A 13,501-nucleotide genomic window follows, 5' to 3' on the forward strand; every position below is an offset into this window, starting at 1 on the left:
TGAAAAAGCGGCATCCAGGCATAAACAGGCCGCAAGAAGATACATTCTAAGCCAGTCTGTGCCAAAATAGCAGGTTTGAATGGGCGTGCGCTTTGCCGCCGACAAGAATGAGATCAGCGGAGCCGTTGTCCATGCAGGATCGCAATTTTGACGATATTGCTGAAAAATTTGCGCGTAATATTTACGGCACCACGAAAGGAAAAATCCGCCAGGCGGTGGTTTGGCAGGATCTGACCGGGTTGCTGGCGCAGTTGCCGCAGCGGCCGCTGCGCATCCTCGACGCCGGGGGCGGTGAAGGCCATATGGCCTGCCAGCTGGCAGAATTAGGACATCAGGTGTTGTTGTGCGATCTTTCTGGTGAGATGATCCAGCGCGCCGCGCAGCTGGCGGAACAGAAAGGTGTGAGCCAGAACATGCAATTCGTACAAAGTTCTGCGCAGGATATCGCTCAACATTTGGAACAGCCGGTTGATCTGATATTGTTTCATGCAGTGCTTGAATGGATCGCCGAGCCCGAAGCGGCGCTGCAGGCGTTGTATGACTGCCTGACGCCGGGCGGCGCGCTGTCGCTGATGTTCTTCAACGCCAACGGCCTCTTGATGCGCAACGTGGTGTTGGGTAATTTCCAACTGGTGGATCCCGAGGTCAGGCGGCGCCGCAAGCGTTCGCTGTCGCCGCAATATCCGCACGATCCGCTATTGGTCTACGGTTGGCTGGAACAGCTGGGCATGCGTATCGGCGGTAAAACCGGCGTGCGGGTGTTCCACGACTATCTGCAGAGCAGACAGCTGCAAACACAAAAATTTGAAGAGTTACTGGCGCTTGAACAGCACTATTGCCGGCAGGAGCCGTACGTGAGTTTGGGGCGCTATATTCACGTCATGGCGCATAAACCAAACCTGAAGGACGAACTATGAGTGAATTTTCCCAGACAGTACCCGAACTGGTCGCCTGGGCACGGAAAAATGATTTCTCTATTTCGCTCCCTACGGAGCGTCTCGCATTTCTGCTCGCCATCGCCACCCTGAACGGCGAACGGCTGGACGGCGAGATGAGCGAAGGTGAGCTGGTTGATGCATTTCGCCATGTCAGCAAGGGTTTTGAACAGACGCATGAAACGGTGGCGATGCGCGCCAACAATGCGATCAACGACATGGTGCGCCAGCGCCTGTTGAACCGCTTTACCAGCGAACTGGCGGACGGCAATGCGATTTACCGCCTCACGCCGCTGGGTATCGGCATTACCGATTACTATATTCGCCAACGCGAATTCTCCACGCTGCGTCTGTCGATGCAGCTGTCGATCGTGGCGCAGGAACTCAAGCGCGCCGCCGACGCCGCCGACGAGGGCGGCGACGATTTCCATTGGCACCGCAACGTGTTCGCGCCGTTGAAATATTCGGTGGCGGAAATCTTCGACAGCATAGACATGACCCAACGCGTGATGGACGAGCAGCAGCAGAGCGTGAAAAACGACATCGCGGCGCTGCTGAGCAAAGACTGGCGGGCGGCGATCTCCAGCTGCGAGATGCTGCTGTCGGAAACCTCGGGCACCCTGCGCGAGCTGCAGGATACGTTGGATGCGGCGGGCGATAAGCTGCAGGCCAACCTGCTGCGCATCCAGGACGCGACCCTCGGCAACGTGGAGCTGGGCTTCGTCGACAAGCTGGTGTTCGATCTGCAGAGCAAGCTGGATCGCATCATCAGCTGGGGCCAGCAGGCGATCGACCTGTGGATCGGCTACGATCGCCACGTACATAAATTTATCCGTACCGCTATCGATATGGATAAAAACCGCGTGTTCGCCCAACGCCTGCGCCAGTCGGTGCAAACCTATTTCGACCACCCGTGGGCGCTGACCCATGCCAATGCCGATCGTCTGCTGGACATGCGCGACGAAGAACTGGCACTGCGCAGTGAGGAAGTGACCGGGGAACTGCCGCCGGATCTGGAGTTCGAAGAGTTCAGCGAAATTCGCGAACAGCTGGCGGCGATGATCGAAGAGGCGCTGAAGGTGTATCAGGAACAGCAGATGCCGCTCAACCTTGCAGCGGTGATGCGCGATTATCTGGCGCAATATCCGCGTGCGCGTCATTTCGACGTGGCACGCTTAGTGGTCGACCAGGCAGTGCGCCTCGGTGTGGCTGAAGCAGATTTCTCAGGGTTGCCGGCGGAATGGCAGGCAATCAATGATTACGGAGCCAAGGTCCAGGCCCATGTCATCGATAAATATTGAACAAGTAATGCCAGTCAAGCTGGCCAAGGCACTGTCCAACTCGCTGTTCCCGGCGCTGGACAGCCAACTGCGCGCGGGTCGTCACATCGGTATCGATGAGCTGGACAACCACGCCTTTTTAATGGATTTCCAGGATGAGCTGGAAGAATTTTACACCCGTTACAGCGTCGAGCTGATTCGGGCGCCGGAAGGTTTCTTCTATTTGCGCCCGCGCTCCACCACGCTGATCCCGCGTTCGGTGCTGTCCGAGCTGGATATGATGGTCGGTAAAATCTTGTGCTACCTGTATCTCAGCCCCGAGCGCCTGGCGCATGAGGGTATTTTCAGCCATCAGGAGCTGTACGACGAGCTGCTGAGCCTGGCCGATGAGAACAAGCTGCTGAAGTTCGTCAACCAGCGCTCCACCGGCTCGGATCTCGATCGGCAGAAGCTGCACGAAAAGGTGCGCACCTCGCTGAACCGCCTGCGCCGCCTCGGCATGGTCTACTTCATGGGCAATGACAGCAGCAAGTTCCGCATTACCGAGGCGGTGTTCCGCTTCGGCGCCGACGTGCGCAGCGGCGACGATCCGCGTGAAGCGCAGCTGCGCATGATTCGCGACGGCGAGGCGATGCCGGTTGAAACCAGCCTGTCGCTGAACGATGAGAATGAGGCTGAGGATCAGCAGGTTGATAACGCTCCTGACGGTGCAGAGGATGAACAGGAATGATTGAACGCGGTAAATTTCGCTCGCTGACGCTGGTTAACTGGAACGGCTTCTTCGCCCGCACCTTTGATCTGGATGAGCTGGTGACCACGCTGTCCGGCGGTAACGGGGCAGGGAAATCCACCACCATGGCGGCCTTCGTCACCGCACTGATCCCCGATCTGACGCTGCTGCACTTCCGTAACACCACCGAAGCGGGCGCCACCAGCGGCTCGCGCGATAAAGGCCTGCACGGCAAGCTGCGTGCCGGCGTGTGTTACTCGACTCTCGACGTCGTCAACTCGCGCCACCAGCGCGTGGTGGTGGGCGTGCGCCTGCAGCAGGTGGCGGGGCGCGATCGCAAGGTCGACATCAAACCGTTCACCATCCAGGGCCTGCCGACCGCGGTGCAGCCGACCGAGTTGCTGACCCAGACGGTGGGTGAGCGCCAGGCGCGCGTGCTGTCGCTGCAGGAGCTGAAGGATCGCGTGGAAGAGATGGAGGGGGTGCAGTTCAAGCAGTTCAACTCCATCACCGATTACCACTCGCTGATGTTCGATCTGGGCGTGATCCCGAAACGTCTGCGTTCGTCCGCCGATCGCAGCAAGTTCTACCGTCTGATTGAAGCGTCGCTGTACGGCGGTATTTCCAGCGCCATCACCCGCTCGCTGCGCGATTACCTGCTGCCGGAAAACAGCGGCGTGCGCAAGGCGTTCCAGGACATGGAAGCGGCGCTGCGCGAAAACCGCATGACGCTGGAGGCGATTCGCGTCACCCAGTCGGACCGCGATCTGTTCAAACATCTGATTTCCGAGGCCACTTCCTATGTGGCGGCGGACTATATGCGCCACGCCAACGAACGCCGCATCCATCTGGACGGCGCGCTGGCGCTGCGCAGCGATCTGTTGGGCAGCCGCAAGCAGCTGGCCGCCGAACAGTATCGCCATGTGGAAATGGCGCGTGAGCTGAGCGAACAGAGCGGTGCCGAATCCGACCTGGAAACCGATTACCAGGCCGCCAGCGATCACCTGAATCTGGTGCAGACGGCGATGCGTCAGCAGGAGAAGATCGAACGCTATGAAGCCGATCTGGAAGAGCTGACCTACCGTCTGGAAGAGCAGAACGAAGTGGTGGCCGAGGCGAGCGAGCAGCAGGCCGAAAACGAAGCGCGCGCCGAAGCGGCCGAGCTGGAAGTGGATGAGCTGAAGAGCCAGCTGGCCGACTACCAGCAGGCGCTCGACGTGCAGCAGACCCGCGCCATTCAGTACCAGCAGGCGCTGCAGGCGTTGGAACGCGCACGCGCCCTGTGCCAACTGCCGGATCTGACCGCCGATAACGCCGAACAGTGGCTAGACACCTTCCAGGCCCGCGAACAGGAAGCGACCGAAGCGTTGCTGATGCTGGAACAGAAGCTGAGCGTGGCCGACGCCGCGCACGGCCAGTTCGAACAGGCCTATCAGCTGGTGGGGAAAATCGCCGGCCAGGTCAGCCGCAGCGAAGCCTGGCAGTGCGCGCGCGAATTGCTGCGCGACTGGCCTTCGCAGCAGCACCTCGCCGAGCGCGTTCAGCCGCTGCGCCTGCGCCTGAGCGAACTGGAACAGCGCCTGCGCTCGCAGCAGGACGCCGAGCGTCTGCTGCAAGAGTTTTGCAAACGCCATGGCCAAGAGTACCAGCCTGACGATCTCGATATGCTGCAGCAGGAGCTGGAAGAGCGCCTGGAAGCGCTGTCGCAGAACGTCAGCGAAGCCGGCGAACGCCGCATGGAGATGCGCCAGGAGCTGGAGCAGATCCAGCAGCGCATCCGTGAGCTGACGGCGCGCGCGCCGGTGTGGCTGGCGGCTCAGGACGCCCTGGGCCAGCTCAGCGATCAGAGCGGAGAGCCGCTGGAAAACAGCCAGCAGGTGACCGAATACATGCAGCAGCTGCTGGAGCGCGAGCGTGAAACCACCGTCGAGCGCGACGAAGTGGCGGCCCGCAAACGTGAAGTGGAAGCGCAGATCGAACGTCTCAGCCAGCCGGGCGGCGCGGAAGATCAGCGCCTGGTCACGCTGGCCGAACGTTTCGGCGGCGTGCTGCTGTCGGAAATTTACGATGACGTCACCATCGACGACGCGCCTTACTTCTCGGCGCTGTACGGCCCTTCGCGCCACGCTATCGTGGTGCCGGATCTGTCGCTGGTGCGTGAGATGCTTGAAGGGCTGGAAGATTGCCCGGAAGATCTTTACCTGATCGAAGGGGATCCGCAGTCGTTCGATGACAGCGTGTTCGCCGTTGAAGAGCAGGACAAAGCGGTGGTGGTGAAAATCGCCGATCGCCAGTGGCGTTACTCCCGTTATCCGGAAGTGCCGTTGTTCGGCCGCGCGGCGCGCGAGAACCGTCTGGAAGTGCTGCATGCCGAGCGTGAAACGCTGGCGGAGCGCTACGCCACGCTGTCGTTCGACGTGCAGAAAACCCAGCGCTCGCACCAGGCTTTCAGCCGCTTTATTGGTACCCATCTGGCGGTGGCGTTCGACGCCGACCCGGAAGCGGAGATCCGCGGCCTGAACGCCCGTCGTGGCGAGATCGAACGTGCGCTGAACAATCACGAAGCGCAGAACCAGCAGCAGCGTCAGCAGTACGAACAGGCCAAAGAGGGCATTTCCGCACTCAACCGCCTGATGCCGCTGGTGTCGTTGCTGAACGATGAAACGCTGCAGGACCGCGTCGACGAGATCCGCGAAGAACTGGAAGAAGCGCAGGACGCCGCGCGTCATATCCAACAGCACGGCGTGTCGCTGACCAAGCTGGAACCGCTGCTGTCGGTGCTGCAGAGCGATCCGCAGCAGCATGAACAGCTGCAGCAGGATTACGCGCAGGCGCAAAGCGTGCAGCGTCAGGCTAAACAGCAGGCGTTCGCGCTCACTGAAGTGGTGCAGCGTCGTGCGCACTTCAGCTACACCGATTCTGCCGGCATGCAGAATGCCAACAACGATCTGAACGATAAGCTGCGCCAGCGTCTGGAGCAGGCGGAAGCCGAACGCGCCCGCGCCCGTGAGCAACTGCGTCAGTATCAAACCCAGTTCACCCAGTACAGCCAGGTGCTGGCCTCGCTGAAAAGCTCGTACGACGCCAAGCGCGACATGCTGAAAGAGCTGAGCCAAGAGCTGGTGGACATCGGCGTGCAGGCCGACGCCAATGCCGAAGCGCGCGCCCGTGCGCGTCGCGACGAACTGCATGCGGCGCTGAGCAACAACCGCGCTCGCCGCAACCAGCTGGAGAAGCAGCTGACCTTCTGCGAAGCCGAAATGGACGGCCTGCAGAAGAAACTGCGCAAGCTGGAACGCGATTATCATCAGCTGCGCGAGCAGGTGGTGACCGCCAAGGCGGGCTGGTGCGCGGTGATGCGCCTGGTGAAAGACAACGGCGTGGAACGCCGCCTGCACCGCCGCGAGCTGGCGTATATGGATGGCGACGAGCTGCGCTCGATGTCGGATAAGGCGCTCGGTGCGCTGCGTCTGGCCGTGGCGGATAACGAACACCTGCGCGATGTACTGCGCCTGTCGGAAGATCCGAAGCGGCCGGAGCGTAAGATTCAGTTCTATATCGCGGTGTACCAGCACCTGCGCGAGCGCATCCGTCAGGACATCATCCGCACCGACGATCCGGTCGAGGCCATCGAACAGATGGAAATTGAGCTGGGCCGTCTGACCGAAGAGCTGACCGCGCGCGAGCAGAAGCTGGCGATCAGTTCGAAAAGCGTGGCCAACATCATTCGCAAAACCATTCAGCGCGAACAGAACCGCATTCGCATGCTGAACCAGGGTCTGCAGGCCGTTTCCTTCGGCCAGGTGAAGAGCGTGCGCCTGAACGTCAATGTGCGCGAAGCGCATGCCACCCTGCTGGATGTGCTCTCCGAGCAGCAGGAACAGCATCAGGATCTGTTCAACAGCAACCGTCTGACCTTCTCCGAAGCGTTGGCCAAGCTGTATCAGCGCCTGAATCCGCAGATCGACATGGGGCAGCGCACGCCACAGACCATCGGCGAGGAGTTGCTGGACTACCGCAACTACCTGGAGATGGAAGTGGAGGTATACCGTGGCTCCGACGGCTGGCTGCGTGCGGAAAGCGGCGCGTTGTCTACCGGTGAAGCCATCGGTACCGGGATGTCAATCCTGGTGATGGTGGTGCAGAGCTGGGAAGAAGAATCCCGCCGCCTGCGCGGTAAAGACATCTCGCCGTGTCGCCTGCTGTTCCTCGATGAAGCGGCGCGTCTGGATGCCAAGTCGATCGCTACGCTGTTCGAACTGTGCGACCGTCTGGAGATGCAGCTGATCATCGCGGCGCCGGAAAACATCAGTCCGGAGAAGGGCACCACCTATAAACTGGTGCGTAAAGTGTTCCAGAACCACGAGCATGTGCACGTGGTGGGGCTGCGCGGTTTCGCCGGCGAGCCGCCGGCGCTGGGTACTGCGCCGGTTGAAACGCCGTAACGCAGAAAAACGCCCTAAAAATCCGAAAATAGCCGCCGCAGGGTGGCTATTTTTTTGTGCGCGTGGATGATAGTCCTGCTTTTTTATCCGTTGAAAAGCGGTTAGTTTAATCACATAAACAGTTATTCGACGCCCGCAGGGCGAAACGGCCTTTCTGTTTGTATACTGAAACTATATGCAGTTTTTGACGTTTTTTTTGTGAGCATACAGGGGGCAAGGGATGTTGCTTAAAAAGGGAAACTCTCTACGACGTTTGGCGCTGAGTGGCGCTATCGCCTGTAGTCTTGTGTCGTCGTTTTCCGCATCGGCTACCGTTACGGCGTTGCCGGTGGCATCAGCAGGCATGTCCGTTGCGCAGAGCCGTTCTGAGCTGCTGGCCGCGTTGCCGCGCGGCATGGATTTGCACTACCTTTCCACGCTGGCACCGCTGTATGCGGCGAATCACATGCAGCCGATGTGGCAGGATCGCGAAGCCGTTCAGCAGTTTCAGCAGCAGCTGGCCGAACTGGCGATGTCCGGCGTGCAGCCGCAGTTTACCCAATGGGTGAAGATGTTGACCGATCCGGCGCTCAGTGAAGCGGGCCGCGATGCGGTGCTGTCCGATGCGATGCTGGGCTATTTGCAGTTCGTCTCTGCCATCGGTGCCAACGGCAACAACTGGCTGTACAGCAATATTCCCTACAAGCTTGGCTTGCCGCCCACCGCGGTGATCAACCAATGGCAGCTGGCGGTGCGCCAGGCGCGTACCCTGAGCTATGTGAATTCGCTCGCGCCGCAGCATCCGCAATACGCCAAGATGCATCAGGCGCTGCGCGACATGCTGGCGGACAATCGTCCGTGGCCACAGGTGGGCAGCGGCCCGAGCCTGCGCCCAGGCCAAATGAGCAACGATATCCCGGCGCTGCGTGAGATCCTGACGCGTACCGGCATGCTGGCCGCCTCGGCGCCGGAAGCGGAGCCGGAACCGGCGGTGGTTTCGGCGAAGAGCAATGAGCCCGACGACGGCGGGCTGACGGTAGACGAAGAGAAAAGCCGCGTGACGGTCAGCCCATCGGCGGCGCCGGTAACGGAGTTGACTGCGGAGCAGACGCCGCCGCAGATTGGCAGCGTGGTGAGCGACAATCTTTATACCAATGAGCTGGTGGAGGGCGTCAAGCGCTTCCAGAAATGGCAGGGGTTGACGGCGGACGGCGTGATCGGCGTGCGCACCCGTGAGTGGCTCAACGTGTCACCGAAAACCCGCGCCGCGCTGCTGGCGCTGAATATACAACGCCTGCGAATTTTACCGGGGCATGTCGGCACCGGCATTATGGTGAACATTCCCAACTACTCGCTGACCTACTACCAGAACGGCAATGAAGTGCTGTCTTCCCGCGTTATCGTCGGGCGGCCGAGTCGTAAGACGCCGCTGATGAGCAGCGCGTTGAACAACGTGGTGGTCAACCCGCCGTGGAACGTGCCGACCACGCTGGTGCGCGAGGACATTGTGCCGAAGGCGATGCGCGACGGTAATTACTTCCAGAAACACGGCTATACGGTGCTGTCGGGTTGGAGCAACGATGCGGAAGTGATCAACCCGGCGATGATCGACTGGAGCATGGTTTCTGCGCGCAATTTCCCGTATCGCGTCCGTCAGGCGCCGGGTGCCACCAACTCGCTGGGGCGCTTCAAGTTCAATATGCCGAGCTCGGACGCCATCTACCTGCACGATACCCCGAACCACAGCCTGTTCCAGAAAGATATCCGTGCGCTCAGCTCCGGCTGCGTGCGGGTGAACAAGGCTTCCGATTTGGCGAATATGCTGCTGCAGGACGCAGGCTGGAACAACAGCCGCGTGTCTTCCACGCTGAAAGAGGGGAATACCACTTATGTGAATATTCGCCAGCGTATTCCCGTAAAACTGTATTATCTGACCGCCTGGGTTTCGGATGACGGCCAACCGCAATTCCGTACAGATATTTACAATTATGATAATACGGTGCGATCGGGCGCACAAATTTTGGCTCAGGCCAAAAAATTAATGCAGTAAATGCAGTAATTATAAATAAATAACGGTCAGAATGTTTGGCTATACCGCAGGCCCTCGTCGCCGGGGGCCTGTAAACCTAGGCGTATCGCGGGTTGACTCAGCATACGCAGGCGGTTATGGTTCGGACAGTGCGCTGCTTTGTGCATTTATTTTGACATTCTTGCCGGGTTTAACAGAGTCATGGACAAAATTGATCATCACCGCCGTAAATGGCTGGCGCTAGGTGGCGCCGCTATGGGCATAGCGCTGCTTCCAGGGCAGGCGTTTGCCAGTCTTTCCACCGCTCGACCGCGTATTTTAGTGTTGAATAACCTGAATACCGGTGAATCTATTAAAGCCGAGTTCTTTGACGGCAAAGGTTACAATAAAGAAGAGTTGGTGCGGCTAAATCATCTGTTCCGCGATTATCGCGCCAACAAGGTTAAATCGATCGATCCCCGCTTGTTTGATCACCTCTATCGCCTGCAGGGGCTGCTGGGCACCAGCAAGCCGGTGCAGCTGATCTCCGGATACCGTTCCGTAGATACCAACAACGAACTGCGTGCGCATAGCCGCGGCGTGGCCAAGCACAGCTACCACACCAAAGGCCAGGCGATGGATTTCCATATCGAAGGCATCCAATTGAGTAATATCCGTAAAGCGGCGTTAAAAATGCGCGCCGGTGGTGTAGGATATTACCCACGTAGCAACTTCGTACACATCGATACCGGCCCGGTTCGGACCTGGTAATCGCTGTGCCATCAGTGAATAACGCCGCCCCTTGCGGATGCGGCGTTATTGTCGTTGGAGCCTTATGAAATACCATCTTATTCCCGTTACCGCCTTTAGCCAGAATTGCAGCCTGATTTGGTGCGAAAACACGCAGCAGGCGGCGTTGGTCGATCCCGGCGGTGAAGCGGAGAAAATCAAAGCGGAAGTCGCGCGGCAGGGGGTGACGATCACTCAGATTCTGCTGACGCACGGTCATTTGGATCACGTCGGTGCGGCGGCGGAGCTGGCGGACCATTATCAGGTGCCGATCTACGGCCCGGATAAAGAAGACGCGTTTTGGCTGGACGGTTTGCCGGCGCAGAGTCGGATGTTTGGACTGGAAGAGTGCGCGCCGCTGACGCCGACCCGCTGGCTGTTGGAAGGCGATGAGATGCAGGTGGGCGAGATGACGCTCAAGGTGCTGCACTGTCCTGGGCATACGCCGGGCCACATCGTCTTTATCAATGAGCAGGCGCGTTTGGCGCTGGTGGGCGACGTGCTGTTTAACGGCGGCGTGGGGCGCAGCGACTTCCCGCGCGGTGACCATCAGGCGCTGATTGCCTCTATTCGTACCAAACTGCTGCCGTTGGGCGACGACATGCGCTTTATTCCCGGCCATGGCCCGATGTCGACCTTCGGCCACGAGCGCCAGACCAACCCGTTCCTGCGCGAAGAGCCGGCGGTGTGGTAACGATTATTTCCCGGCAGGAAAAATCAAGGGGCGCATAGAGCGCCCCTTTTTTTATGACCTGCGTCGATGCTTTTAGAGCACGGCGACGATGGCTTCACACAGCGGTGCCATGTTGTCCGGCGTCATGCCGGCCACGTTCACCCGGCCTGAGTTCACGGCGTAGACGCCGAACTCTTCGCGCAGACGCAGCACCTGTTCTTTGGTCAGGCCGCTGAACGAGAACATGCCGTTCTGCTGGATGATGAAGCTGAAGTCCTGCTGCGCGCCTTTCTCCTGCAGGGTGTTCACAAACAGCTGACGCATGCGGTGAATACGCTGGCGCATATCGGTCAGTTCCTGCTCCCACATCGCGCGCAGAGCGTCGTTGCCCAGAATGGTAGCGACCACGGCGGCGCCGTGTGACGGCGGGTTGGAGTAGTTGGCGCGAATCGCCGCTTTCACCTGGCTAAAGGCGCGGTCGGCGGTTTCGGCATCGGCAGCCACAATGGTGCAAGCGCCGACGCGCTCATTGTACAGACCGAAGTTTTTCGAGTAGGAACTGGCGACGATCAGCTCTTTATGTTTGGCGGCGAAAATACGCAGGCCCTGCGCATCCTCTTCCAGTCCATTGGCGAAGCCCTGATAAGCGAAGTCGAACAGTGGCAGCCAGCCGTTGGCGACGGAAAGTTCGGCCAGCTGCGCCCACTGCTCCGCCGTTGGATCGATACCGGTCGGGTTATGGCAGCAGCCGTGGAACAGCACCACATCGCCGGCCTGCGCCTGTTTCAGGCTGTTCAGCAGGCCGTCGAAATCCAACGCGTGGTTGGCGGCGTCGTAGTAGGCGTATTCCAGCACTTCCAGGCCCACGGCGCTAAAGACGTTCTTGTGGTTCGGCCAGCTTGGGTTGCTGATCCAGATGCGTTTGGCGCTGGTCTGGTTAGCGATAAAGTCTGCCGCCACGCGCAGGCCGCCGGTGCCGCCTGGCGTCTGTGCGGTGCGCGCGCGACGATCGGCGATGATCGGGCTCTCTTTGCCGAACAACAGCGCTTGCGTGCAGCTGGCGAACGCCGGGATGCCTTCAATACCGAGATAGTTTTTGGTGGTCTCATTTTCCAGCAGATACTGCTCAGCTTTTTTTACGCTGGTCAGCACCGGGGTTTTACCGGTTTCGTCTTTATAAACGCCAATCCCTAAATTGATTTTATTCGGGCGGGCGTCGGCGCGGAAAATGTCGGTCAGGCCCAGGATCGGGTCGGCGGGTGCGGCGGTGATTTTTTCAAACATGTCAGGTGCTTCCAAATCTCGGAGTTAAGCAGACAGAAGCATCAGGGTAACGCCAGTTACCGGCTTTGCCAACCGTTTGCGACAAAAACACCGCGATCTTGCGAAGGGGGAGTATTAGGCAGAAAAAATGATGGGGAAGGAGAAATTGGCAGGATAAAAAGTTACCGGCTGACACAAACAAAAACAGGGCCGAGGCCCTGTTTTTTTAACTTAGCCGACGGTAAACCGCCGTTAAGCGAGACAACTTAGAACTGGTACACCAGACCAACAGCTACGATATCGTCAGTAGCGGTGCCGGTTGCTTTGGTGAACGCGTTGTCATCCAGCAGGTTGATTTTGTAATCAACGTAGGTGGACATGTTTTTGTTGAAGTAGTAAGTGGTACCAACAGAAACATATTTAACCAGATCCTGGTCAGAACCCGCGCCTGGGACGTTCAGGTTTTTACCTTTAGACTGCAGGTAAGACACTTCTGGACGCAGACCGAAGTCGAACTGGTACTGAGCAGTCACTTCGAAGTTCTGAGTTTTGCTGGCGAAGCCGCCGCATTTTTCAGAAGCAGCACAGGTGTTAGTGAAGTCACCGCCGCCGAATGGAGTCATGTTACGGGTTTCTGCATACATGGCCGCCAGGTAAACGTTGTTGGCGTCGTATTTCGCGCCCACGGTCCATGCGTCAGCCTTGTCGCCACGCTCGTTGGAACGCAGTTTCTGATCGTCGGTACGGTTGGAAGAAGCGTATGCAGCGCCGAAGCTTACGCCTTCGCCGATGTCATAAGTAGAGGAGATACCCCAGCCGTCGCCGTTCTGTTTCTTAACGTCACGACCGTCGTTCTGGTTCTTGCCCTGGTATTGCAGAGCGAAGTTCAGGCCGTCAACCAGACCGAAGAAGTTGTTGTTACGATAGGTCGCAACGCCGTTGGTACGGCCAGTCATGAAGTTGTCGGTGTAGGTGTAGGTATCGCCACCGAACTCTGGCAGCATATCGGTCCAGCCTTCCACGTCGTACAGTACGCCGTAGTTACGGCCGTAGTCGAAGGAGCCGTAGTCAGCGAATTTCAGACCGGCAAAGCCCAGACGGGTTTTGGTGCCTTCGGTGCCCTGAGACTCGGAGTGGTTGGACTGAACGTTGTATTCCCACTGGCCGTAACCGGTCAGTTGGTCAGTAATCTGAGTTTCACCTTTGAAGCCAAAACGAACATAGGTCTGATCGCCGTCATTACCTTTGTCTTTGGAGAAGTAGTGCAGACCGTCAACTTTGCCGTACAGATCCAGCTTGTTGCCGTCTTTGTTGTAGATTTCAGCTGCGTTTGCTGCACCAGCAGCCAACAGAGCCGGGATAACCACTGCAAGAATGTTGCGCTTCATCATTATTACCC

9 protein-coding genes are annotated in these 13,501 nt (G+C 58.8%); 7 read left to right on the plus strand and 2 right to left on the minus strand.

The genetic code is table 11. The annotated features are described in order from the left end of the window. Window positions 1-131 precede the first annotated feature (131 nt). The 7 genes from cmoM (at window position 132) to EKL15_RS02920 (ending at window position 10,860) form a co-directional block, all read left to right on the plus strand. Entirely contained in the window at window positions 132-917 is a 786-nt protein-coding gene (cmoM, locus tag EKL15_RS02890) for a tRNA uridine 5-oxyacetic acid(34) methyltransferase CmoM (protein ID WP_015377334.1), read from the plus strand. Further along, entirely contained in the window at window positions 914-2,236 is a 1,323-nt protein-coding gene (gene mukF, locus EKL15_RS02895; protein WP_004928228.1) for a chromosome partition protein MukF, read from the plus strand. Before cmoM ends, mukF begins: the two co-directional genes overlap by 4 nt. Further along, entirely contained in the window at window positions 2,217-2,945 is a 729-nt protein-coding gene (mukE, locus tag EKL15_RS02900) for a chromosome partition protein MukE (protein WP_203088763.1), read from the plus strand. The genes mukF and mukE overlap by 20 nt, the downstream gene beginning before the upstream one ends. After that, complete coding sequence (gene mukB / locus EKL15_RS02905) at window positions 2,942-7,390, plus strand: chromosome partition protein MukB (protein ID WP_060440277.1); 4,449 nt, start codon at window positions 2,942-2,944, stop codon at window positions 7,388-7,390. The genes mukE and mukB overlap by 4 nt, the downstream gene beginning before the upstream one ends. A gap of 220 nt (window positions 7,391-7,610) precedes the next feature. Further along, the gene (ldtD, locus tag EKL15_RS02910; protein WP_071605332.1) at window positions 7,611-9,419 is read left to right on the plus strand and encodes a L,D-transpeptidase; all 1,809 of its coding nucleotides are present in this window, start codon (window positions 7,611-7,613) and stop codon (window positions 9,417-9,419) included. Window positions 9,420-9,599: 180 nt separating this feature from the next. Then, window positions 9,600-10,148, plus strand: a complete 549-nt coding sequence (locus tag EKL15_RS02915; protein WP_025302289.1) for a YcbK family protein — start codon at window positions 9,600-9,602, stop codon at window positions 10,146-10,148. 64 nt (window positions 10,149-10,212) lie between these two features. Further along, window positions 10,213-10,860, plus strand: coding sequence for an MBL fold metallo-hydrolase (locus tag EKL15_RS02920; RefSeq protein WP_049195843.1), 648 nt, complete (start codon window positions 10,213-10,215; stop codon window positions 10,858-10,860). Between the two features lie 72 nt (window positions 10,861-10,932). Here the strand turns inward: EKL15_RS02920 and EKL15_RS02925 are convergent, their stop codons facing one another. Both EKL15_RS02925 and ompC read right to left on the minus strand, forming a co-directional pair. Further along, window positions 10,933-12,123, minus strand: a complete 1,191-nt coding sequence (locus EKL15_RS02925) for an amino acid aminotransferase (protein ID WP_060421780.1) — start codon at window positions 12,121-12,123, stop codon at window positions 10,933-10,935. 245 nt (window positions 12,124-12,368) lie between these two features. Beyond that, window positions 12,369-13,493 (minus strand): porin OmpC, encoded by a 1,125-nt coding sequence (ompC, locus tag EKL15_RS02930; RefSeq protein WP_060421783.1) that lies wholly within the window; start codon window positions 13,491-13,493, stop codon window positions 12,369-12,371. Window positions 13,494-13,501 lie beyond the last annotated feature (8 nt).

Origin of the sequence: Serratia sp. 4542 (genome assembly GCF_016805595.1) — a bacterium.
Classification (GTDB): domain Bacteria; phylum Pseudomonadota; class Gammaproteobacteria; order Enterobacterales; family Enterobacteriaceae; genus Serratia; species Serratia nevei.

Coding starts and splice junctions, on each gene's coding strand:
- ompC (WP_060421783.1), bottom strand. CDS start 13,493: ATGATGAAGCGCAACATTCTTGCAGTGGTTATCCCGGCTCTGTTGGCT.
- mukE (WP_203088763.1), top strand. CDS start 2,217: ATGTCATCGATAAATATTGAACAAGTAATGCCAGTCAAGCTGGCCAAG.
- cmoM (WP_015377334.1), top strand. CDS start 132: ATGCAGGATCGCAATTTTGACGATATTGCTGAAAAATTTGCGCGTAAT.
- ldtD (WP_071605332.1), top strand. CDS start 7,611: ATGTTGCTTAAAAAGGGAAACTCTCTACGACGTTTGGCGCTGAGTGGC.
- EKL15_RS02925 (WP_060421780.1), bottom strand. CDS start 12,123: ATGTTTGAAAAAATCACCGCCGCACCCGCCGACCCGATCCTGGGCCTG.
- EKL15_RS02915 (WP_025302289.1), top strand. CDS start 9,600: ATGGACAAAATTGATCATCACCGCCGTAAATGGCTGGCGCTAGGTGGC.
- EKL15_RS02920 (WP_049195843.1), top strand. CDS start 10,213: ATGAAATACCATCTTATTCCCGTTACCGCCTTTAGCCAGAATTGCAGC.
- mukB (WP_060440277.1), top strand. CDS start 2,942: ATGATTGAACGCGGTAAATTTCGCTCGCTGACGCTGGTTAACTGGAAC.
- mukF (WP_004928228.1), top strand. CDS start 914: ATGAGTGAATTTTCCCAGACAGTACCCGAACTGGTCGCCTGGGCACGG.